The sequence below is a fragment of the Pirellulales bacterium genome, assembly GCA_036499395.1.
In the GTDB taxonomy this organism is placed as follows: Bacteria; Planctomycetota; Planctomycetia; order Pirellulales; family JACPPG01; genus JACPPG01.
Genome location: DASYDW010000077.1, coordinates 23,062 through 44,861, shown reverse-complemented (window position 1 = coordinate 44,861; position 21,800 = coordinate 23,062). Strand labels below are relative to the sequence as shown.

Below are 21,800 nucleotides of genomic sequence, written 5' to 3'. Positions count from 1 at the left end.
GCGGTGCCCGCCGAGCCTTGGAATCTGCCGCCGAAGAGGGAGCCTAGCGGCGTTGACCCCTTTTTTCGGGGCCATTATATTCGGGGACTTGCGATACGGTGGCTGTAGCTCAGTTGGTTAGAGCGCCAGATTGTGGTTCTGGAGGTCGGGGGTTCGAGACCCCTCAGCCACCCTCGAAGACACCCGTTGTCAGCCGCTGACGACGGGTGTTTTTCTTTGACAGACACTGTACTTACGCCACCATTCGTACTTTGGCTGCGCAGACAAACTTCCCAATTGATAAGTCGCATTACCGCGGCTTGTTGATCCCCAGTTTTCGCAAGCGCGACGCCAAAGTCGTCGGTCGCATTCCCAATAGCTCTGCCGCCCCACGCGGACCGTAAACCTTGCCGTTCGCAGCTACAAGCGCTCCTTCGAGGTTTTCCTTTTCGATTTGGAGCAATTCCCTTCTAGAAAGCACCACACGCTTCTGTTTTGCCGATCCTTTTGGCATCGTCACGGAGCTTTGTGTGACCCGCGATTCCTGATTGAGTAGCCCGTCGAAATCTATCGCTCCATCGTTGGCATTAATTACCGCGCGCTCGATGACATTTTGCAACTCTCGGACATTGCCGGGCCAGGGATAACCAGATAATTGATTGACTGACTCGATTGAGAGTGGCGGAACAGGACGTCGCATTTCGCCACACGCTCGTTCGAGAAAGTATTTGGCTAATAGCGGTATGTCAGTCGGGCGCTCCCGCAACGCGAGCACATGGATTGGGAACACGCTCAAGCGAAAGAACAAATCTTGTCGAAAGCGACCGGCAACTATATCTGCTTGCAAATCGCGATTCGTCGCGGCGATCACTCGCACGTCGACCTTCCGTGTTTCGTCCTCGCCGATCCGCTCGAAACGACCGTCTTGTAGCGCGTGCAGGAGCTTGCCTTGGGCCTCTAGGGGGATATCGCCTACCTCGTCAAGAAAAAGTGTACCACCGTGGGCGAGTTGAAACCGGCCAACTCGGTCACGCATTGCCCCAGTAAAAGAGCCGACGCTGTGACCGAAGAATTCGCTTTCAAACAGTTCGCGGGGTACAGCGGCGCAGTTTACCTTGACGAGTGGTCGCTCGCGCCGTGTGCTGCGTTGATGAATTGCCCGGGCTACTAGCTCCTTACCAGTTCCCGATTCGCCAAGAATCAGCACGCTGGCCCGCGTTGGCGCAACGAGTTCGATCTGTTCGAGTATCTTCGCAAGCGCTGCGCTGTCTCCGATAATCGAGCCGAACGAATGTAGCTCGTCGATTTCCTCGCGCAGATATCGATTCTCAAGCTCTAATCGTCGCCTTAACGATTCAATTTCTTGAAATGCCCGCGCGTTTGCGATTGCTATAGCGGTTTGATCGGCGAAAGCACGCAACCAATCGAAATCGGCTTTCGTCAATCGCTCGCGGCTGAATAGCCCCAGGACCCCTAAGATATTGTCGCGGAAGGTAAGCGGGTGTCCGGCAAAGCTCTTTATGCTCTCTTCAATGATCCACTTTTGGTCCGTGACCCACCTATCATCTTCGTCCGCATGCTCGATCTGAATCGGAATTCCCGTGGCTGCGATTCGTCCAATCTTCCCGGCACCGATTTGCACGGTTTGATGCGTGCCATCCAGGCGAAACCAATTGGCAGTCCCGCCGCTTAGCGGCCCTCCAGCGCTAGCCGCAAGCCGAAGTGATCGATTCTTGGGATCGTCGAACCTCTCTTCCGTGGTCGGTTCGTTTACCAGCCATATTCTTGCCAGCGCTACGCTGGCTTGCGCTGCCAATTCGGCCACGATTCGATTTAGAACCGTTTTCAAGTCGCGCTCAGCCGCGACAGACGTTGCAATTGCCGATAAAGACGCGCCGTTCATCGAATCCCACGTCAACGAAATTTCGTGCTAGACCGCGAAAGCTCGTTGTATCGCGATATTTCGTGGTTCACAAGGAGCGCAAATCGCTGCGATTTCCGAGTTTTGAGTGATTTGTCCGCAAGGAACCGAACTTGCAATGAGCCGATTCAAGTTTTCTTATTCGGACCATTCCTTTCGACCGGAGCATGATTTTGATGACGCGTACGGTAATTGTTTGCGGCCTTTTTTCGATCGTCGCATTAGTCAATAGCTCCGCGAGCGGGCAAGTCGACACAGTGAACTGGGACGCATTGCCCTACACGTCTATGAGCACTTTCGAGGGGGTTGATTCTACGGGGCTCGGGACTTATCCCGCTGACGGCTACCCAATCAAAATGATTGGGGTCTTGTTGAACAACCCCGAGGACATGCTCGACACGACCGCAAACTCTAACTCGATCCCATTCGACCTTGGCGGACAATGGCAGGTTTTCGTGCAGACGACGCTCCCAGGAGATTCGGGAGGAGTGGCGTTGTACATGGGACAAAACTACGGAAACATTCCTCCCGCACTAACGTTCACTCCAGGCCCGACACCTGATCCCACTCAAAGTTTCACGAACGCCCAATGGCAGGCCGAAGTGCAGCGGGTCGACGTTGACCAAGCAACGGGTCATGTGTTCCAGGCAGGGGACCTTGTCGAAATCGATGCTCAAGGAGGCCTGTTCTTTGGTGGCAAGACGAACGTGAACGACGAACACTCGACCAGCCCAACGCTTGATTTTCAGATGCGCTTAATTCAGGCCAATTACGGGCTACCCACGCCAACTCAAATCACCCTGGCCGGCATCTGGGACAATTCGACGAACAACATAACTTTCGACCCAACTCGCCAGACGGGCGGAGAGAAATATCAGGGCGACCTAGTGACGTTACAGGACGTCCACTTGGCCCCTAATCAAACCGCGAATTGGACATCTAACGGCTTTGTGACCGTACAAGACGCGGCAGGGCGCACGATGGTGCTTGAGTTAGGCACAAGCACGCAGTTCACGCCTGCAAGCGCGCCGACTGGTTGGTTCAATGCAACAGGCATTTTTGACCAGGAATCGCCGGCAAGCGGCCCCTACAACGCCAATTACGAATTGTTCCTGACTCAAGCGTCGAACGTGCAGTCGATGCATTTGAGCGGTGACGCCAACGGCGACGGAATCGTAAATGGCCAAGACCTGGCACTGGTCTCGTCAAGTTGGTTGCAGACCGGTTCGAACTTGCTGCCCGACGTAAATAACGATGGCATCGTTAACGGGCAGGACCTGGCACTGGTATCTTCGAATTGGCTGCAAACTTCCAGTGCAGCAGTTGCCGCGGTTCCCGAGCCTTCGACCATACTTTTGGCGATCATTGGATTGGCAGCATTCTTCGCGAGGCGAGTCCGCGAATCATGACCGCGCAGAAACGCGGCTTTACGCTGGTTGAAGTACTGGTAGTGATTGCCATTATCGGACTTCTAATAGCGCTGTTGTTGCCGGCGGTTCAAGCCGCGCGCGAAGCGGCACGCAAGAGCCAGTGCCAGAATAATCTGAAGCAACTTGGCTTGGCGATTATGGCCTACCACGACGTTTATTCTTCGCTGCCTCCTGGCAATGTCACGAAAACAGCGGGCATCTGCTACGGAGATGGGCAATCCGGTGGATCAGGCTGGCCATCGGACGACGGTGCAAACTGGGCACTCTCAATACTGAGTTTCGTAGAGCAATCCGGGCTGTTCGACGCCTACGATTTTGAAGCCTTCAACGAGTCGGGGCAGAATCGCGCGGTTCGCGAGGCGATGGTGCCGACTTACGTTTGCCCTTCCGATGTGGATACGGACTTATTGGGAGTTCCGGCTTCTGGCCCTGCGTGTGCTGGCGCCTTAAACCTTACTTACCATCCTGGCTCGTATCGGGCAGTAACCGGGGTCAGTGACGGAGTCAGCTTTTTAGATTCCGCGCAGCTTGGCACCTATGTTCGTACGAATCGTGGCCCAATCCATACGATTGGGGTACTGAACTACACGACGGAAAACTACAAGGACATTATCGATGGGCTGTCAAACACATTGATGGTCGGCGAAAGCGCCACGCGGACAGATCCAGCCTTTCGAACGTTCTGGGCCTACGCTTACGCGCATTACAGCCTATCCGCGATAACGCCGCAGCCCAGAATTCTGATGGGCGACTATGACGCGTGCGTGTCTGTCGGCGGTGCAGGCGGCTCCATGCCTTGTAGGCGGGGTTGGGGCAGCTTGCATCTGAGTGGCCTCAACTTCCTCAAGTGCGATGGCTCTGTTCATTTCGTCGCAATCTCAATGGACATGCAAACACTTGCGAGACTCGCAACGATCGCCGGAAGCGAGCCGACCAGTGAGTAGCGAGCCGGTAAGGCCCGTCCTCCTCGTCTGAATGCGTAATACTTGGTTACCTATTCACGATAAGAAGTGCGACCATAGCCCGACGAATCGATTCCGAGAGGGCGGGCCAAGCTGCGACGATTCGAGCTAGATCATCGAGGCTGGTGCAAGCCAGTTGCAAGGGCGACGTAACCCCTTGTGCAGCCGTACTTAGAACTTGTGGATGCTTGATTGTGGTTCTGGAGGTCGGGGGTTCGAGACCCCTCAGCCACCCTCGAAGACACCCGTTGTCAGCCGCTGACGACGGGTGTTTTTCTTTGACAGGCGCAGCACTTACGGCGTCATCCGGGGCGTCGTTGGTCGATGTGGCATCGGCCTCGATTTGGACAGGTTTTGAGGCCAAATGACACGAAAAATCAGACGTTCGTGCAAGCAGCGGTGCAAGCGGCAAATACCCTAAGTCGTCACTGCCGGTTGCCCCGATACCAGCGGGTGTGCGTTGATCAGCCCCCAATGGCAGCGTTGGCAAACCTCGCCGCGCGCAGAGTCGTCGGGCGATCACTGCGACGATCGGGACGAACATCAGAATCGATGGACGCTTGACCGATCAGTATTCCACGTGCTGGTATTTGATTTTGCCAGCCAGCAGTAACTCGGTGAGCTTGGCCTCCCAAAAAGACCTACCGCGAATTGGCCCCCCGGCATCTCGCGGAACCTCGTTAACTGTGATTAAGGTTTCGCCGGAAAGTGCAATCCGGTCCAGCTCCTCAACAGCTTTCGCCTGGCTAATTATCGTCCCATTACTTTCAAACACGTACTTGCCTCTCGGTTCACGGACGAAAATGACATTCATCTCTCCTTGATCGGGCAAACTCGTGAATAGGATACGTCTTCCCTTTAATTTCCGTAGGCTGATTCCTCCTGCCCCCTCTTTAAAAAGTTTGCCTAATCGAGCATCGACGACGATGAGCACGACTTCTCGTGAAGATGCTTCCAATCTGCTCTGAAGTATCTCAAGACCCTCATGTCCCCGTCCGAGGATCTCACTATCAAGGGAATAAATCGCATCGGCACTGTCGGGCGCACGGCGACACGCCACGACATGTAGCGTTCCATTTAACTCAGGCTTCTGTTCCTGACCTTTAACGACTGGTACCCTGCAAAGCAAACTGCAGGTCAGTGCTACTACAGTCAACTTCATCATCGTTTGTCCTCAATCATACTCGGGCTTCGTAGTGCCTTCGTTGTCCAGGCCCACATTTGGAAACCTAGGATTGTCTAGCTCCGGATGCTTGTCCCGCTTTATCTCTGCAACCCCCAATGTCGTTCATCCACGCATCAAGTGTCATTACAGTTTGCTGTGGATAAGTATAACGTCCCCAGACGTATTTCGGCGTCAGCGACGTGCCGCTAAAGCGAGGAGCGATCAACGCTGCGGCCTCAGTCGGCACGAATAACAACCGGCTACCGCGTCGAAGCTTGTTGTCGCGAGAGGGATCGTTCGACCCGATGTAGGGCGGCCGGCAGGCAGGGGAGTTCGGTGTAGAACTTGGCGGCCGGGTCGATACCTAATTCCTCGTTGTGGCGGACGTAATCCTGAACAGCGGGTTGGCGTCCGACGGCCGGCAATATTTTCAGCCACAGAACCGCCACCGCGACGATCGCCACGGCTAGCAAAAAAACGCCGCGGCGGTTCGCGCGTTTCAGCGCATTAAGGAGAGAGCGTACGGGCCACATCGGGAAATACCTTTTCGAAGATCAACCAGCACATGAACAGGCTGAGAGCCAGGTTGAACGCTTGCCCGCAAACGTAGAGCACAAGCGGTTTACCGCTGGCGAGATATGGTCGCAGCTCGCGAAAGTTGGTTTCGAGTCCGATGCTAACGAACGCCAGGCAAAACAGCCAACCGCGCAATGTCTCGGTCGTACCGCCGATTACGGCGCTGGTGACGGCTTGAGCCTCGGGACCGCGGGCCGATAGCGTCGAGAACACAATTGACGCCGCCAGGAAGCCCAGCACGAACTTCGGAAATCGACGCCAGACGTCGAACAAGCTCGGCGAAGCGGCATCGGGGGTTCGCTCGACGACCGTGACCCAATAGATCGCGACTCCAAAGGCGACAAAGCCGATCAGGACGTTTTGAATCATCTTGACCGTGGCCGCCACGGCGAGTGCGGTGTCACCCAGCATTCCGCCGGCCGCTGCCACCGCGCCCGTGGAATCGATGGTCCCGCCAATCCAAGCGCCGCCGACGACCTGTCCCAGATCGAGCCATTGAATCACAGGCGGCATCACGACCATCATGCCGACCGTAAAAGCCAGTGACAGTCCGATGGCCAGAGAAAGCTCTTCTTTCTTGGCGCGACAAGCCGCGGCGGTGGCGATGGCCGCCGATACGCCGCACACCGACATGTCGGCGCAAATCACCATGTTCAAACTGCGGGATTCCATTTTCAGAACCCGCTGCCCGAACGCGTAAGTGCCAATCAGCACGACCGGTGTCACCAGCCACGATGTCAGCACGCCAGGCAGCCCCAAAACCAGCAGCCGATTAATGAGCACCTCGGCGCCCAGTAGAACGAGGCCGGTCTTGATATAGAACTCGGTGCGGATGGCCGGTCGAGCGAAGGAGGGCGTGCCGATCGTATTGCTGACGATCAGCCCAACCACCAAGGCCCAGAGCGCGTATTCAAGGTTGTAATGCTTGACGACCTTCTGGCCTGATAGCAAGAAGGCGACCGTCGCGAGCAGAAAAACGAAGACAAAAGCCTGCGAGAAATTTCGTGGTTTTCCGCCAAGCCCGATCAGACCGACGTTGAACAGAGCAAGTAACAGGACCAGGGTTCCCAGCAGGCCGAGGAGCAGGCTGCGGCCTTGTGAGTCGAAGAATGCCTTCAGTGGATCGGAATCCCAGGAACTGAGCTTGGCGATGTAGGGCTTCAGCGGATTAACGGCAAGTCGCGTCCGGGTGGTCTCTGCTCGCTTGCGCAGTGCGGCCAACGATTCGCCGTCGGTCGCGTTTTGCGATTCCGCTTCTTCGAGTTGCCGCGTTACTTCCTCGAAGTCAGCCAATCGCGCCACGTGATCGGCTGGACGGGCCAGCCAAGTAGCGGCCAACGACACGGCCAGCAGAGTGGCAGCAAGCCAAATTGCCCAAATGTCTTCGCTGCGCCATGGAGAAGTTTCGACGACAGTTACAGGAGAATCGGGCGAGGAGGAACCGTTCACGAAGCGACTCCTGAACGCCCTGGTCCGTTTCGCCATGTGGTAGCGCTAAACCGCTCGGCATTAAGACGCGTCCGCCGACTGAATATCGCGATCAATGTCGCACGCTCCCTGATATGAACGTTCGATTGCCGAACAGATTCGGCTTGTCGGATTGAACCTTGAGTTTAGGGGAAATGGCCTCGACTTGCAGCCGGGGCAGAATGGAGTGAAATCTGGATTTTCGACCAGCTTGCCCAAAGACATTGACGTCGGTCGCGAATAGCATGGCGTTGGTCACTCGACCTCGCTCGAACCGTTGGAGGCAGTCATGATGCGCCACGTTCCGGAATTCCTTCGGTCACTGTGCTGGGTGCTCGTCGTGGCGGCTGCGCCGGCGCCTGCCACGGAGTACGCCCCCGACGTCCAGCAGCGGATCACTGAGGTCGAACAAGGCTTGATCCCCGCGGTCCGCGTCAAGGGACAGACCAGGCCGACTACGATCGCCGATCGATTGGCACGCGATCATGTGCCGGCCGTCAGCATTGCGGTCATCAACAACAATCAACTCGAATGGGCCAAAGCATACGGCTCGGCCGACGCCGAGACGGGTACGGCGGCCACGACCGAAACGCTATTTCAGGCCGCCTCGATGAGCAAGCCGCTGACGGCCCTGGCGGCGCTACGGCTGGTCGACGAGGGGCTTCTCGCGTTGGACGAAGACGTCAACAAAAAGCTCGTTTCCTGGCATCTGCCGGAGAACGAATTTACACGGGCCCATGTTGTGGATTTGCGCGGCCTGCTGAGCCACACCGCCGGAACGACCGTTCACGGCTTTCCCGGCTACACGGTCGGTGATCCACTGCCGACGGTACCGCAGATTCTGGATGGGCTGAAACCAGCGAACTCACCGCCGGTGCGCGTCAATAAGGTGCCGGGGCATGGCTTCCGTTATTCAGGCGGGGGCACCACGATCGTGCAGTTGTTGATAACGGACGTCACCGGGCGCCCGTTCGCGGACGTTATGCACGACAAGGTGCTGACCCCGTTCGGCATGACATCCAGCACGTACGAGCAGCCTTTGCCTGTCGACCGGCACACAAGAGCCGCCTCGGCACACAATGACAAAGGAACAAGAATCGAGGGGCGATGGCACGTCTATCCCGAGCAAGGGGCGGCGGCGCTTTGGACGACACCGTCTGAACTCACTCGCTACATGATGGCCGTCCAGCAGGCACATGGAAATCCGAGCGACAAGCTGCTCAGTCACGAACTGCTCAACGAGATGCTTACGCCGCAAGGAGGCGGTCCGGCCGGATTAGGGCCCTTTATCGTCGAGAAGGAGGGCTCGCGCCGTTTTGAGCATAGTGGAGGCAACGAAGGGTTTCGCTGCAACTTCATCGCGTTTCTCGATCGCGGCCAGGGAGCCGTAGTGATGACCAACTCGGACAGCGGAAACCGGACCGTCAACGAAGTGATGAACAGCATTGCCGCGGCCTACGACTGGCCGGGCTTTCTGCCGCCCGAGCGCGAGGTGTCGGCGTTGGATCCAGAATTGCTCGATCGATTAGTTGGGGACTATGCGTTGAATGTAGCCAGCTTGGCGACCATTTCGCGTCGCGGCGATAGTTTGTTTCTGAAGCTGCCACGGCAAGAGGAGATCGAACTCCATCCGGCGTCGGCCACAGAGTTCTTTAGCGAGCTGCCCGAGATACAGGGCACGTGCGAACTGGACGCGAGTGGCCAGGTCGCGAGGATCGTCTTCCAACTGGGCGATCGCGAAGTGAGTGCCAAGCGCGTGCGGTGAACCGCGACCAAGGCCCAGGCTCAAACGGCGCGCGGCGTGAAATTCATACGGAACTGTCGTAACGCATGATCAGCACCGTGGCCGTGAGCACGACCCCCGCGCCGGCCAAGGCCAGTGGGCTCATGCGTTCTCCTAACAGCACGCTGGCTATTACGACGCCGAACAGCGGCACCAGGTAGAGCGCTGCCGAGGCCACCGTAACCGGTATGTGTTCGAGCACGTAAAAGAACAACAGCATCGATACGGTGTACATGAACACCGCGAGAAAAGCGAAGGCCGCCCAGCCTCGGGTGTCGAGCTTTAGCAACGCCGACCAAGCATCGGGCTCGAGCCACAACAGCACCGGCAGGCTGGCGAACGAGGCGGTGATGTAGCTGTAGATTAGGATCTCGACTTCGTGGAAGCGGGCCATCAGCCCTTTGCAGTAGACATTGTAGAACGACGAGCCAAAGCAACCGACCAGAATCAAGGCGTTGCCGACCAGGAAGCTGCGCTCTAGGAGGGCGCTCTCTTCGAAATCCTTGATCGACATCAGCATCACGCCGGCCAGGCCGATTAGCAGGCAGAGCACACGCAGGCGCGTCAGTCGTTCGCCCAACAGGGCCGAGGCCAACACGGCACTGATCACGGGTATCAAAAGATTGAGCACGGCCGCGTTCGAGGCCAATGATGCAATCACGCCCCAAGTCATGCCGAGCTGTGCAAGCACCTGCCCGGCAATGCCGGCGATCGCGAAACGTCCCCAGTCGGCTGCGCTCGGCCAGGATGTTTTCTTATCGCGCCGCCGTAGGCGCAGCAAAAGTGGCAGCAACAGCAACGTGGCCACGTAGAACGGCAAGAACGTGATCGCGATCGGGCCAAGGTGCGTGGGCCCCGCTGCCGGCTGATGGCCGGCCGAGTCCGCAGGCGCGAGAAACTTGACCGCGGTCCCTTGTGCCGACCACATCAAACTCGCCGCGGTTAACAGCAGCAGAAACCACCAGCCACGCGCTTTTCGATCGGCAGGAGGCGGTGGTCCGTCGTCAGGCATGAAACGAGTCGTTCGACAGAGTTCTGTAGGCCGCGGCGAGAATGCGGCCGTTGCTTTAGCTGCGGCGACGGTCGGCGACCTCGGGATTGACCCAGGCGCGAAGTGGCTTGCCCGACATGCCGGCGATCAGGTTGTCGGCTGCAATCTCGGCCATGGCGTTGCGGCTGGAAACCGTGGCGCTGGCGATATGGGGCGCGACAATGCAATTCGGGAGCTTTAAGAGGGGGTTATCCACTTTCGGCGGCTCGGGATCGGTAACGTCGAGCCCGGCTGCGAAGATTACGCCTTTGCGAAGCGCGTCTGCCAGATCGGCCTCGACCACCAGCGGCCCGCGGGCCGTGTTTACGAAGACGGCGGTCGGCTTCATCTTTGCAAAGGTCGCGGCGTTGAACATACCGCGCGTCGTGTCGTTCAGATCGGTGTGAACCGAGATGAAATCGGATTCGGCTAACAATCGGTCGAGTTCAACCCGTTTGGCGGAGAGTTCTTGTTCGGCCGCTTGGTTGGGATGCAGGTCGTGATAGAGCACGTTCATTCCCCAGCCGCCGTGGCAACGTTTGGCCATGGCGAAACCGATGCGTCCCATGCCGATGATGCCGATGGTGCGACCAACCAGGTCTTGGCCGATGTGGCCGAGCGGCTCCCAGGTCTTCCAGTGGCCGGCTTCGGCATATTTTTGCGACTCGACAATCCGCCGCGCCGCAGAGATCAACAGCGAGAATGCCATGTCGGCCGTGGCGTCGGTCAGGACGCCCGGCGTGTTGCCGACGGCGATGCCGCGCTCGGTAGCGGCCGGGACGTCGATATTATTAAAGCCAACGGCGTAGTTGCTTACTACTTTTAACCGTGGCGCCGCGTCGAGGACGGTCCCGTCGATGCGCTCGGTCAACAGCGACAGCAGACCGTCGCAGTCAGCGATCCGGTTTTTCAATTCGTCTGCCGAAGGCGGCAGCGGTTCACTCCACACGTCGGCCGCGCAGAACTCGCGAATCTTCTTCAGGCCGGCGTCGGGAATAATCCGGGTCACAAAGACTTTGGGCTTCGACATGGGGGCGGGTCGCTGGGCCAGGGATGCGTGCCGGGGGAACCAAAAGTCCCAGCATACCGGCCCACAGCCACGCGGCAACCGGGCCCTGATCACAAGCGCAAGCGATCGAATGCGTATCCCCGCCTCGGCGTGCCGAGTAGGTGTTATTGCCCGAGCGTGAATTCGAACAGATCGAGCTCGAACTTCTTGCCGCCCAAGTCCAGCACTTGCTTGACGTTGCCGATACCAGGGGCAAACCAATAGGTGGTACTGAACAACTGCCCCCCCTGTTCGGTAGTGGCCGTGACTTTCACCGCTTCGTATTTGCCGTACGGCACGTCAACTTCTTCACGGCTGACGGTCGATCGCACGACGAAATCCTGATTGCCGACGCGATTCTCGCTCTGCCATGTTTCGCCATCCTTGATGGGGAATTTCAGAATGCAGACCGGCGGTGTGACTTCGGACCCGTTGTAGCGATAGCGAAGCACGCCTTCGTCCGTGATCCGCAGGTGCTCCGTGGCTACTACCTCGCCGTTGATCTCGGCGTCGAAGCGAGCCAGTGGCAAGCCGTCGATCTCTTCAATCTTGGTGATGCGTGATTCGAAGGTCTTTGTGACTCCATCAGCGACGAGGTGGTAGCGCCACTCGGATCCCGCCTTGAGAGGGTAATACTCGGCGCCGGCAGGCTCGGCGGCCGTCGCTCCGGTAACTAGAAACGTTGCCACAAGCATCGCTTTCACTGCCAAGTTTGCGCGCATGATTTCTTGCTCCAGAGTAGTGGGATTAGTGCCTTGGGCCGCACACCCCTGACGAGCGTGAATCGCTTCGCGGTGTTACTGCCTGCACCACAGCCGAAGGCACTACGAGAGACTCTACTACACGTCGCGACGTGGACCGCCGGCAGGTCGCTACATTCGGCGCGGTGCGATCAATCGTTTCGCTCGCGCAGACAATAACGTGGTGCGGACAACAAATGGCTCACCCGGGCGCGCAGCGTTAGTCGCCAGCGACCGGAGGGCCGTCCGTGGGAACCTGAAGAAAGAAACTCACCGATCGAGCGCCACGGCGTCGGCCTAGGCAGGCTTCGCCTCTTCCTTGGCTTCGGCGGCCGGCTTCGCGGGCTCGGCAGGTTTAGCCGGGTCAGCGGGCTTCGCCGCGTCCGCCGGTTTAGCTTCCTCAGCCGGCTTCTTTTCCTCGGGCTTTGCTGCCGCCTCGGCCGGCTTGGCTTCCTCGGGCTTGGCGGCAGGTTCAGCCGGCTTGGCCTCGGGGGCCTGAGCTGCGTCGGCTGCCTTGGGCTGCTCAGGCTTGGCCGGCTCGGCCGGTGCGGTCCGCGGGAAGACGTCCTGGAATTCGAGCTTCTGCACGAACTTCACCAGGTGGGCTCCTTCGCCCTGTCCACCAACGGCTAGCGCCTGACCGTTAGGTGCGAAGGCGACGCTCCAGACGGTGCCTTCCAGTCCGCCGAACGTGCCCATCTCTTGTCGGGCATCGACGTTCCAGAGCTTGGTGGAGTGATCGTGGCTGCCGCTGGCCAGTACTTTGCCATCGGGTGAAAAGCGGACGCTGGTGACCCAATTCTTATGGCCGGCAAGCGCTGCTGACTCTTTGGCCGTAGCGACGTCCCACAGCTTGATCGTGCGGTCGGCGCTGCCCGTGGCTAGCGTCTTGCCGTCCGGCGAGAAGGCGACAGACGTGACGCCATCGGCATGTCCCTCGAGCTTGGCTTTGCTGGTGCCGGCTGCGACGTCCCACAGCTGGGCCGTCTTATCGCCACTGCTGGTGGCGATCGTGGCTCCATCGGGCGAGAAGGCGATCCCAGTGACGGCGCCGGTATGGCCGGCGAGTGCCTTCACCTCGGCGCCGGTATTCGCGTCGAGCAGCTTGGCGGTCATATCCTCGCCGGCGCTGGCCAGCAGTTTGCCGTCCGGTGAAAAGACCAGTGCCGTAACCCAATGCTTGTGAGGCTGGACCGATGCCTTTTCCTTGCCGCTTTCCAGATCCCACAGCTTCAGCACGCCGTCGTAGCTGCCCGTGGCCAGGGTCTTGCCGTCGGGCGAATAGGCGACTGCCCAAACAGTGCTCTGGTGGCCGTCGAGCTTCGACTTCTCCTTGCCCGAAGCGACGTCCCACAGGCGAACCTCGCCGGGTCGGTACAGCAGGGTTTGCCCGCCGACGGTGGCCAGGGAGTTGCCGTCTGGCGAAAAGGCAAGCGCGGTCACCCAATTGCGGTTGGTGGCCAGCGAGGCCGGTTCGTCTGCGATGGCAGGACGCGCCACCAGGGTGAGTAGCGCGGCCAGTGTGACGATGCCCAGCACCAAGTGCTGATCGGTTGGCTTCTGACGGCGACGCATAGGATAGTTCTCCGAAACGCGCGATGTTTAGGGGCGAGAGCCAGTCGGCCGATCCTAAGTGCGCCAACCGGCAAGGTAGACCCCACTATCGTAATCCCTAGCGAGGCCATTCGCCACGACGGTTTATGCGATGGGGTCGGGCTAAAAACCAGGACGATTCATTGGTCAGACGGGAGGCAATCTATCTCGGCGGCGTTGAAGTCTTGGCGAAATGCTTGTCGACTTTCGGAGCAGGCTTAGAATGGGCGTTCCGCCACGCCGGGCGTTTGCCCGTGGCGCGGCAATTACCCGCAGGAGTCAAAGCGAGCCATGTCAGGACCGATCGTACGTTCAGGCCCCAGCCCCGAGTTTTCGAAGAACTGGGACAGCGTGTTCAGCGGCAAGAAAAAAGGGGCCAAGGCGCCGGCGAAGCCCGCCAAGCCTGCGGCGAAATCGGCCAAGGCCAAGGCGCCGGCGAAAGCGGTCAAGAAGGCGCTGAAGAAGAAGAAATAGCTCGGGCGCTGGTCATAGTCGGTGCTGTGGCGTCGCGGAAGAATTTGGGCCATGCTTATTCGCCTTTGGCGAAAAAGCATGGCACCCGTCGTTGTCTTCGAAGGGCGTCTCAGTGCCGGGCGGCTCGCACGCAGCGGCGCTTTTAGCGGCCGAGCGACATTAGATCTTCGGTGATGTAGCGCAGGATGTCGCGCACCGAGATAACGCCGACCACTTTGCCGGCGTCCATGACGGGCAGGTGGCGATAGCCGCCGATGTCCATTTTGTGCAGGGCAAAGGCGATCGGGGCATCGGATGTAATCGTGTCGGGCCCCTTGGTCATGAACTCGCGCACCGGGCGACTGGCGAGACTCGAGGCGTCGACATTCAACCGCAATAGTGCATCTCGCTCGGTGAAGATACCGACCATCTGGTCGTATTCCGTGATCACCACGCAGCCGATGGCGCGCGTGACCATCAGTTGCAGCACTTCGCCGACCGATGTGGCCAGATCGACCGCAAGCGGCTTGCGCGGACCTAGCATGTAGACCTGATCCTTGATCAGGCTATGTTCGACGCCCGATGACGTCCGCGGTTTGCTCAAGAAACCGAGGGGTTGCTGGCACTGTTCGCACTCGTCAACGCCGTCGATATTCTCTTCTTTGCAAAACGGGCAGATCACCATGTGGCCCACTTCCCCGCAGATTTAGGTCACTGTCCAGGTGTCGCCGGATAGGAACAGCTTGTTTAGGTCTCCCTCGCCCTTCGCCTTCTTCGCATCGACGATTTGCGCGTTCAGCAAGTCGTCGTACACCGGCTTGTCGACGGCGCGGAAAACGCCGATCGGCTCGGGAAATTCCGGATGCGACATACGACTAAGCAAATAGGCCAGGCTCGGCTCAGGAGCGCGTTCGTCGTGGAACAGCAGGTCATCCTCGGAGATGCCCTTGCCCAGTTCGACGATCTCGGGATTCATGCCGTTGAGGCGAATACCCTTGTCGCGGTTCTTGCCGAAGATCAGCGGCTTGCCGTGTTCCAGCTCGATTGTGGTTTCAGCCTTGGTCTCGCGATCGGTGGCGTAATCGAAGGCGCCGTCGTTGAAGACGTTGCAGTTCTGGTAAACCTCGATGAACGAGGTGCCGCGATGCTCGGCGGCGCGCTTCAGCATCGCGCCCAGGTGCTTGATGTTCGTATCAATCGAGCGGGCGATGAACGTTCCTTCGCAACCAATCGCGATCGAGAGCGGGTGCAGCGGGTTGTCGATGGCGCCCATCGGCGTGCTCTTGGTCACTTTGCCCAGCGGCGACGTCGGGGAATATTGTCCCTTGGTCAAGCCGTAGATGCGGTTGTTGAAGAGCACGATGTTGATGTCGAGGTTGCGGCGGATGGCGTGCATCAAGTGATTGCCACCGATGCTCAGCCCGTCACCGTCGCCGGTGATGACCCACACCATCAGGTCGGGGCGAGAAGACTTCAGGCCAGTGGCCACGGCCGGCGCGCGACCGTGAATGGAGTGGATGCCGTAGGTGTTCATGTAGTACGGGAAACGGCTTGAGCAGCCGATGCCCGATACGAACACCATCTTCTCGCGCGGCACGCCGAGCGAAGGCATCACTTTCTTCATCTGGGCGAGAATCGAGTAATCGCCGCAGCCGGGGCACCAGCGCACTTCCTGATCGCTGGCAAAATCGTTGGCCGTCAAGACAGGTAGAGATGTCGAAGTATCAGTACTCATTACGAGATAAACCTACGCCAGGAGTTCGTTGATTTTGTTGACCAATTCGTACACGCTAAACGGCTTGCCCTGCACCTTGTTCAGTCCCACGGCGTCGACCAGGTACTCACCGCGAATCAAGAGTCGCAGTTGTCCCTTGTTCAATTCGGGGATTAGCACCTTGTCGTAATTCTTGAACAGTTCGCCGAGGTTGGCAGGGAACGGGTTCAAATATCGGAGGTGGGCATGAGCCACTGAGCCCCCCTTGGCTTGCACCTCGCGGGCGGCCGTGGCGCAGGCACCGTAGGTACCGCCCCAGGAGAGGACCAGGAGCTTGCCCTTGGCCGGGCCATCGACGGCCTGTGGCGGGATGTCCAACGCGATGTTGGCCACCTTCTTGGCCCGCAGGTCGACCATGTGCTGATGGTTTGCCGGCTCGTAATTCACGTTGCCCGTGATGTCCTGCTTTTCCAGGCCGCCGATGCGATGCATCAGACCGGGCGTGCCCGGCAAGGCCCAGGGACGTGCCAACCGCTCGTCGCGGGCATAAGGATGGAAGACATCGCCATTGGCGGTCGGGCCGGGGTGACGCACTTCGATCGTGCCCAGCGACTTCACGTCGGGCACCTTCCACGGCTCGGAACCGTTGGCGATGTACCCGTCGGTCAGCAGGAAAACGGGCGTCATGAATCGCACAGCGATGCGCCACGCCTCTTGCACGGCGTCGAAGCAATCCGCCGGGCTGCGGGCCGCGATTACCGGGACGGGGCATTCGCCGTTACGGCCACAGATGGCCTGTAACAGGTCCGCCTGTTCGGTCTTCGTCGGCAAGCCGGTGCTCGGTCCGCCGCGTTGGACGTTGATGATCAACAGCGGCAGTTCGGTCATCACGGCCAGACCGATCGCTTCTTGCTTCAGCGCTATGCCCGGACCGCTGGACGTTGTGATCGCCATCGCCCCGCCAAAGCTGGCGCCAATAGCCGACGTGACGGCCGCGATTTCGTCCTCCGCCTGGAACGTGCGAACGCCGAAATTCTTGTGCTTGGCCAACTCGTGCAAAATATCGCTGGCCGGGGTGATCGGGTAACTGCCGAGGAACAGCTCGCAATTGCTGCGCTTGGCGGCGGTGATCAGGCCGTAGGCCGTGGCCTCGTTGCCCATGATATTGCGGTACAGGCCGGAGCTGAGCTCGGCCTTGTTGACGCGGAACTGGCTGGCGAAGGCTTCGGTTGTCTCGCCGTAGTTGTAGCCGGCCTTCAGGGCGCGACGGTTGGCTTCGGCAATTTCGGGACGCTTGCCGAACTTGGCTTCGATGTAACGCAGCGTCGGTTCGAGCGAGCGATCGTAGAGCCAGAAGACCAGGCCCATCGCATAGAAGTTACGGCAGCGATCGGATTCCTTCGTGCCCAGTCCCAGGCCGTCAACGGCCAACCGGGTGAGACGGGTGACTTCGACCGGAAAAACCTGATACGCGGATAGGCTACCATCTTCCAGCGGGCTCTCTTCGTAGCCAGCCTGCTTTATGCCCTTTTCGTCGAAGGCATCCTTATTGATGACCAGGATTCCACCCGCGACAAGATCGACCAGATTGGTCACTAGCGCAGCCGGGTTGAAGGCCACCAGGGCATCGACCCGATCACCGGGGGTGAAGATTTCCTTACTGGCAAAGTGAATCTGGAAACCGCTCACGCCGGCCTTCGTACCGCGGGGGGCACGAATTTCGGCCGGAAAATCGGGGAACGTGGCAATGTCGTTGCCGGCCAGGGCCGAGGTATTCGTAAACTGCGTGCCGGCCAACTGCATGCCGTCGCCCGAGTCGCCGCAAAAGCGAACGGTCGCGGAAACCAATTCCTTGACGGGCTTGTGCGTGTGCTGGGCTTGATCGGGAGCCGTTTCGGTACTCGTAGGCATCGCCTCTTCGTTCCTTAAATTAAAGACAAACGCGGATGAATCGCTGCGGGCACATCAACGGTCGGAAGGCATGGGGGGCAGGAGCAGCAACCGCGCACGTTTTGAGAATGACTGTTTGAGGATTACGGTTTGGAGGGTCTGACGTTAGGGAGCAGCTATGGTCCTTCGCGCTGCTGCATCATGCCCTGTGGCGCAGGAGGCAGGTTGTAAATCGTTTTGGGAAAGTGCTGGACAAGGTAGTGGATGATGCCGGCCACATTCAACAGACCGAGCGGATGGCCGGCGGAGTCGACAATCGGCAAGCGGCGGTAGCCGCCGGTGGCCATCTTCTGCACGGCCGATCCCAATTTGTCGCTTGCATGCACTGTGACGGGCTGCGGGGTCATCACCTGTTCGACCGGTACGGTAAGGTCAGTATTTCTCGCCATCACGCGTAACGCATCACGTTCGGTGAAGATGCCGACCAGGATGCCATCACGACATACGAGCGCACTATGACGCTTTCGTTGCCGGAGCACCGACAGAACGTCCTTGATCGGCGTTCCAGGCTCGACGCTGATCGGCTCGACCGGGCTAGCCTGGTCGACCGATTCCGTCATCAAATTGAACTCGATGTCCACGGTCCATACCTCGAACAGCAGACCACGTTCGCCCGGGCAGTGGCGAAGGATTCAGGCGGGCACGCCCGCTTCTATTAGCGGGCCATCCATCGGGTCTCGCTGCGATGCGGCAGGAACAGCAGAATGCCGGGGGCTACGGTCCAGCGGGGCAATCGATGCTGTCTGCGCCAACATTAACACCCATCGAAATCGGCAACAAGCGGCCAAGCATGGAAAACCCGGGGGAATCCGCAAATCTTGGCCGACTCACCGAATGTACCACGATCCCTCGGGCGGTTGAACGGCAATTGAAGCCGTTTTCCCAACTCCCTTACGCACCAATGTCTTCCGCAGGTCTAGTTTGCCGAAACTCCTTACGGAATCGACAGACAGTACCCGATGCCCAGGCCGACTGGGAACCCCAGCGGCGAGCCCTCTGAGCAGGTTGCTGCTGGTCGTTACAGGACTTCGTCCGGCAGCGGCGTTTCGTCGTCCGGAGGATCGACCGGGCGGCGATAGAATTTCGCCAGATCGATGCCCCCCTTTTGCTCCTCTTCGAGGAGCTTCAAGCGCGTCTCAAGCCGTTCGACGCGGCGCATCAAGGTCGGCAGGATCAAGCGACTTTCATCGACGCGCTTAGGCCTGGGCACGGTCGGGTAGTGCAAATGGCGCTCGAGCGCTGCGAACAGCAGCAGCGGATCCTTTAATCGGTTCGCCAGCGCGATGCGCCCTTCTTTGACGCCAAACAGCCAGGGCCGATCCGTTTCGACCGGCTGGCCGCGACGCGTCTGGACATCGACGTAATGTTCGCTGCGGACGTAGACCAGGTCCGCGAAATCAACAATTCCGATTTGTCGTCGTATCGTCCGAATCCACTCGCGCCATGGTTCGTCGAAGATCGGGTCGGCGGCGATCGCCTCCAATCCGTGATCATAGCCCAGGCGGTTCCGGCACAGGCACTCGAACTGGTAGAGAAACATCCCCTGCCGGGTAGCCCCTTCGGCGCGATACAGGGCCTCGCGTTCGAGGACCGCCAGCGCCACGGCAAAGTCGAACTTGCCGCGATCATTTTCGGCCGCCGAGACCACGAACGTTTGAAACGGCGTGAAGTAGTGGGCGAGCCGCGCCATGGCCGGGCCGAAGACACCGGTCAGGACGAGTTCGCTGGCGAGAAAGTCGATGGCCATCGGCAGCTTGGTGGTGGCAAGGATTTCCTCCCGCACCGACTTCAATAAGTCCTGCGTGGCAATGCTTTGTTCCGCACGCTCGCCTAGCACCCGGAAAAAGTAGGCCTGCTCAATGTATTCCTCACGATCCAGCATTTCGGTCCTATTCCGAGATTATGTGGCCGTCGGAGGCAATTAAGCGACGGCGGTTTGTTCGCCCAGCCCGTGGCGACGCCCTAGGCCCTGCCTATAATGCAATATTACAGTCCGTTGGGGCAGACGCCGATCGTAGCGTGGCAGCGTCGCCCGATCGCGCCCCCGACCTGTTTGGGAGTCTTGCATGTCCACCCGTTTTTCGTCGATCGAGAAAGCTGTCGCCGCCATCGCCGCGGGACGCATTGTCATCGTGGTCGATGCCGAGGATCGCGAAAACGAAGGGGACTTTATCTGCGCTGCCGAGAAGGCGACCCCCGAAACCGTCAACTTCATGATAACGCACGGTCGTGGGCAGGTATGCATGCCACTGTTGCCCGAGGCGTGCGAGCGGCTGAAGCTGGGACCGATGGTCGAGACCAACACGGCGCCGCTGGGCACGGCCTTTACGGTGCCGGTGGATCATCGCACGGCAAAGACGGGGATTACCGCGCAAGAGCGCGCGACGACGATTCGCGCCCTGGTCGATCCGCACAGCACGCCAGCAGATTTTGTCCGGCCTGGCCACCTATTTCCGTTGATCGCCAAGGAAGGGGGCGTGCTACGCCGCGCCGGCCATACCGAGGCCGCGGTCGATTTGGCGCGCCTGGCGGGGCTATCGCCGGCGGGAGTGCTGTGCGAAATCCTCGACGGATACGGCAACCGTGCTGATCGCGAGGCGCTGTTCGCCCTGGCGCAGCAGCACCATTTAGAGATTATCTCGATCGAGGAATTGATCCGCTATCGGCGCCGCAGCGAGAAGCTAGTGTATCGTTTGAGCGAATCGGCCAAACTGCCGACGCGCTACGGACAGTTCGAGATCATCGCCTACGGCGTGCGATACGAGAGCCAGGAACCGATCGTGCTGGTGATGGGTGACCTGTCGAGTGTTAGCGCTCCCTTGGTGCGGCTGCACTCTTCTTGCTTTACCGGCGACTTGCTCAGCTCGCTGCGCTGCGACTGCGGCGATCAGTTGCAAATGGCGCTGCAGATGATCGGTAACGAAGGGGCCGGCGTCCTGGTTTACCTGCCGCAGGAGGGACGCGGGATCGGACTGATCGAGAAGCTCAAGGCGTACCGCCTGCAGGACGAGGGGCTCGACACGGTCGAGGCCAACCTGGCGCTGGGCTACAAGGCTGACACGCGCGATTATGGCGTGGGCATCCAACTGCTCAAGGATCTTGGGCTGACGAAGGTCCGCCTGCTGACGAACAACCCCAAGAAGACCGACGCCTTTATCTACGGCGGCTTCGATCTGCAGGTGGTCGACCAGGTTCCGATTCTGCCGCCGATCAACGAGCACAACGCCGGATACCTCGCCACGAAGCGGGAAAAACTGGGCCATCATCTGCCCGAATCGCCGTAGCCGCCGGCACGCGGCGGTGTCTGTTGCGGATTCGAAAGGATTCTGTCAGCCTCCGATTTGACCGCGCTTGAACCGTGACGTACATACCCATTGGCGGTTGTGTGTCATACCTCAGGCCGCCGCTGGACATTTCGCGTGTATAGCGGTTTCTGCGCGCCTCTCCCCTTGGGCGATTTGTGGTACTGCTACGCGCGCACGTCGTGGCGTTGTTTCCTCGTACCGTCGATCAAGTCGAACTAACAGACCCTGGGGAGAATCAGAGAGATGGCAACGGTATCAACGGCTCCTTCGGCGTCGGTCAGTGCAATCGGGCGCGTCTCGGTACCCGACGCCGACGTAGCGACGAGCGTGCGAACCCTGCTGGCTAACAGTTATCCCAGCGAGCGCATGGTGGAACGCCGTCGGGCTCACCGCTATCCGTTTCCCCATCTGATCGTGCTGACACCGGTCATGCCTGACGGCGTCACGCAGATCGGGCCGCCGGTCGTTGCGGCTGGCAAGCAAATCTCAGAGACGGGCTTAGGGTTCTATCATCCTGCGCCGCTACCGTTTCGCCGCGTGATCGCTTCGCTCGAACAGGGGCCCGGGAATTGGATCGGCTTCCTGATGGACTTGCACTGGTGCCGCTTTACCCGCTACGGCTGGTACGAGAGCGGGGGCCGGTTCCTGCAGTCCGTCGCCTCGCCGTTGAACGTGAAGCCGTAG

19 protein-coding genes and 1 tRNA gene are annotated in these 21,800 nt (G+C 59.4%); 6 read left to right on the top strand and 14 right to left on the bottom strand.

Annotated elements, in window-relative coordinates; genetic code table 11:
* Positions 1-98: 98 nt before the first annotated feature.
* A tRNA-His gene (locus tag VGN12_14500) sits at positions 99-172 on the top strand.
* A gap of 117 nt (positions 173-289) precedes the next feature.
* On the opposite strand, the gene VGN12_14495 is transcribed toward VGN12_14500, so the two are convergent.
* Entirely contained in the window at positions 290-1,882 is a 1,593-nt protein-coding gene (locus tag VGN12_14495; protein HEY4310656.1) for a sigma 54-interacting transcriptional regulator, read from the bottom strand.
* 194 nt (positions 1,883-2,076) lie between these two features.
* Here VGN12_14495 and VGN12_14490 point away from each other — a divergent pair, with 194 nt between their 5' ends.
* A complete protein-coding gene (locus VGN12_14490; GenBank protein HEY4310655.1) occupies positions 2,077-3,309 on the top strand; it encodes a dockerin type I domain-containing protein in 1,233 nt (410 codons plus the stop codon).
* Positions 3,306-4,274, top strand: coding sequence for a DUF1559 domain-containing protein (locus VGN12_14485; protein ID HEY4310654.1), 969 nt, complete (start codon positions 3,306-3,308; stop codon positions 4,272-4,274). The genes VGN12_14490 and VGN12_14485 overlap by 4 nt, the downstream gene beginning before the upstream one ends.
* Positions 4,275-4,860: 586 nt before the next feature.
* On the opposite strand, the gene VGN12_14480 is transcribed toward VGN12_14485, so the two are convergent.
* The 3 genes from VGN12_14480 to VGN12_14470 all read right to left on the bottom strand — a co-directional run bounded on the left by VGN12_14480 (position 4,861) and on the right by VGN12_14470 (position 7,482).
* Complete coding sequence (locus VGN12_14480; GenBank protein ID HEY4310653.1) at positions 4,861-5,457, bottom strand: hypothetical protein; 597 nt, start codon at positions 5,455-5,457, stop codon at positions 4,861-4,863.
* A gap of 260 nt (positions 5,458-5,717) precedes the next feature.
* On the bottom strand, positions 5,718-5,990 hold the full coding sequence (locus VGN12_14475; protein HEY4310652.1) for a hypothetical protein: 273 nt from the start codon (positions 5,988-5,990) through the stop codon (positions 5,718-5,720).
* Positions 5,965-7,482 carry a putative sulfate exporter family transporter gene (locus VGN12_14470; protein HEY4310651.1) on the bottom strand — a complete coding sequence of 506 codons (1,518 nt, stop codon included), beginning with the start codon at positions 7,480-7,482 and terminating at the stop codon, positions 5,965-5,967. Before VGN12_14470 ends, VGN12_14475 begins: the two co-directional genes overlap by 26 nt.
* Before the next feature lie 307 nt (positions 7,483-7,789).
* On the opposite strand from VGN12_14470, the gene VGN12_14465 reads away from it, so the two are divergent.
* Positions 7,790-9,265: a serine hydrolase gene (locus tag VGN12_14465; protein ID HEY4310650.1), complete on the top strand. Its 1,476-nt coding sequence runs from the start codon at positions 7,790-7,792 to the stop codon at positions 9,263-9,265.
* A gap of 43 nt (positions 9,266-9,308) precedes the next feature.
* On the opposite strand, the gene VGN12_14460 is transcribed toward VGN12_14465, so the two are convergent.
* The 10 genes from VGN12_14460 to VGN12_14415 form a co-directional block, all read right to left on the bottom strand.
* Positions 9,309-10,295 carry a DMT family transporter gene (locus VGN12_14460; protein ID HEY4310649.1) on the bottom strand — a complete coding sequence of 329 codons (987 nt, stop codon included), beginning with the start codon at positions 10,293-10,295 and terminating at the stop codon, positions 9,309-9,311.
* 55 nt (positions 10,296-10,350) lie between these two features.
* A complete protein-coding gene (locus tag VGN12_14455; GenBank protein HEY4310648.1) occupies positions 10,351-11,343 on the bottom strand; it encodes a D-glycerate dehydrogenase in 993 nt (330 codons plus the stop codon).
* A gap of 143 nt (positions 11,344-11,486) precedes the next feature.
* Positions 11,487-12,083, bottom strand: coding sequence for a hypothetical protein (locus VGN12_14450; protein HEY4310647.1), 597 nt, complete (start codon positions 12,081-12,083; stop codon positions 11,487-11,489).
* A 315-nt stretch (positions 12,084-12,398) separates the two neighbouring features.
* The gene (locus VGN12_14445) at positions 12,399-13,676 is read right to left on the bottom strand and encodes a WD40 repeat domain-containing protein (GenBank protein HEY4310646.1); all 1,278 of its coding nucleotides are present in this window, start codon (positions 13,674-13,676) and stop codon (positions 12,399-12,401) included.
* Between the two features lie 284 nt (positions 13,677-13,960).
* Positions 13,961-14,221 (bottom strand): hypothetical protein, encoded by a 261-nt coding sequence (locus VGN12_14440; GenBank protein ID HEY4310645.1) that lies wholly within the window; start codon positions 14,219-14,221, stop codon positions 13,961-13,963.
* Positions 14,222-14,310: 89 nt separating this feature from the next.
* A complete protein-coding gene (locus tag VGN12_14435) occupies positions 14,311-14,832 on the bottom strand; it encodes a CBS domain-containing protein (GenBank protein ID HEY4310644.1) in 522 nt (173 codons plus the stop codon).
* 21 nt (positions 14,833-14,853) lie between these two features.
* A complete protein-coding gene (locus VGN12_14430) occupies positions 14,854-15,882 on the bottom strand; it encodes a 2-oxoacid:ferredoxin oxidoreductase subunit beta (protein ID HEY4310643.1) in 1,029 nt (342 codons plus the stop codon).
* Between the two features lie 12 nt (positions 15,883-15,894).
* Entirely contained in the window at positions 15,895-17,772 is a 1,878-nt protein-coding gene (locus VGN12_14425; GenBank protein HEY4310642.1) for a 2-oxoacid:acceptor oxidoreductase subunit alpha, read from the bottom strand.
* Positions 17,773-17,927: 155 nt separating this feature from the next.
* Positions 17,928-18,392, bottom strand: coding sequence for a CBS domain-containing protein (locus VGN12_14420; GenBank protein HEY4310641.1), 465 nt, complete (start codon positions 18,390-18,392; stop codon positions 17,928-17,930).
* 437 nt (positions 18,393-18,829) lie between these two features.
* Complete coding sequence (locus VGN12_14415) at positions 18,830-19,693, bottom strand: hypothetical protein (GenBank protein ID HEY4310640.1); 864 nt, start codon at positions 19,691-19,693, stop codon at positions 18,830-18,832.
* Positions 19,694-19,877: 184 nt separating this feature from the next.
* Here VGN12_14415 and VGN12_14410 point away from each other — a divergent pair, with 184 nt between their 5' ends.
* On the top strand, positions 19,878-21,095 hold the full coding sequence (locus VGN12_14410; GenBank protein HEY4310639.1) for a bifunctional 3,4-dihydroxy-2-butanone-4-phosphate synthase/GTP cyclohydrolase II: 1,218 nt from the start codon (positions 19,878-19,880) through the stop codon (positions 21,093-21,095).
* 264 nt (positions 21,096-21,359) lie between these two features.
* Positions 21,360-21,800: a hypothetical protein gene (locus VGN12_14405; GenBank protein HEY4310638.1), complete on the top strand. Its 441-nt coding sequence runs from the start codon at positions 21,360-21,362 to the stop codon at positions 21,798-21,800.

What these genes read in the sequence shown, in the direction of transcription:
- VGN12_14450 (HEY4310647.1), bottom strand. Translation starts at nt 12,083, where the DNA reads ATGCGCGCAAACTTGGCAGTGAAAGCGATGCTTGTGGCAACGTTTCTA.
- VGN12_14440 (HEY4310645.1), bottom strand. Translation starts at nt 14,221, where the DNA reads ATGGCCCAAATTCTTCCGCGACGCCACAGCACCGACTATGACCAGCGC.
- VGN12_14495 (HEY4310656.1), bottom strand. Translation starts at nt 1,882, where the DNA reads ATGAACGGCGCGTCTTTATCGGCAATTGCAACGTCTGTCGCGGCTGAG.
- VGN12_14475 (HEY4310652.1), bottom strand. Translation starts at nt 5,990, where the DNA reads ATGTGGCCCGTACGCTCTCTCCTTAATGCGCTGAAACGCGCGAACCGC.
- VGN12_14415 (HEY4310640.1), bottom strand. Translation starts at nt 19,693, where the DNA reads ATGCTGGATCGTGAGGAATACATTGAGCAGGCCTACTTTTTCCGGGTG.
- VGN12_14410 (HEY4310639.1), top strand. Translation starts at nt 19,878, where the DNA reads ATGTCCACCCGTTTTTCGTCGATCGAGAAAGCTGTCGCCGCCATCGCC.
- VGN12_14465 (HEY4310650.1), top strand. Translation starts at nt 7,790, where the DNA reads ATGATGCGCCACGTTCCGGAATTCCTTCGGTCACTGTGCTGGGTGCTC.
- VGN12_14425 (HEY4310642.1), bottom strand. Translation starts at nt 17,772, where the DNA reads ATGCCTACGAGTACCGAAACGGCTCCCGATCAAGCCCAGCACACGCAC.
- VGN12_14445 (HEY4310646.1), bottom strand. Translation starts at nt 13,676, where the DNA reads ATGCGTCGCCGTCAGAAGCCAACCGATCAGCACTTGGTGCTGGGCATC.
- VGN12_14490 (HEY4310655.1), top strand. Translation starts at nt 2,077, where the DNA reads ATGACGCGTACGGTAATTGTTTGCGGCCTTTTTTCGATCGTCGCATTA.
- VGN12_14460 (HEY4310649.1), bottom strand. Translation starts at nt 10,295, where the DNA reads ATGCCTGACGACGGACCACCGCCTCCTGCCGATCGAAAAGCGCGTGGC.
- VGN12_14485 (HEY4310654.1), top strand. Translation starts at nt 3,306, where the DNA reads ATGACCGCGCAGAAACGCGGCTTTACGCTGGTTGAAGTACTGGTAGTG.
- VGN12_14430 (HEY4310643.1), bottom strand. Translation starts at nt 15,882, where the DNA reads ATGAGTACTGATACTTCGACATCTCTACCTGTCTTGACGGCCAACGAT.
- VGN12_14480 (HEY4310653.1), bottom strand. Translation starts at nt 5,457, where the DNA reads ATGATGAAGTTGACTGTAGTAGCACTGACCTGCAGTTTGCTTTGCAGG.
- VGN12_14405 (HEY4310638.1), top strand. Translation starts at nt 21,360, where the DNA reads ATGGCAACGGTATCAACGGCTCCTTCGGCGTCGGTCAGTGCAATCGGG.
- VGN12_14455 (HEY4310648.1), bottom strand. Translation starts at nt 11,343, where the DNA reads ATGTCGAAGCCCAAAGTCTTTGTGACCCGGATTATTCCCGACGCCGGC.
- VGN12_14435 (HEY4310644.1), bottom strand. Translation starts at nt 14,832, where the DNA reads ATGGTGATCTGCCCGTTTTGCAAAGAAGAGAATATCGACGGCGTTGAC.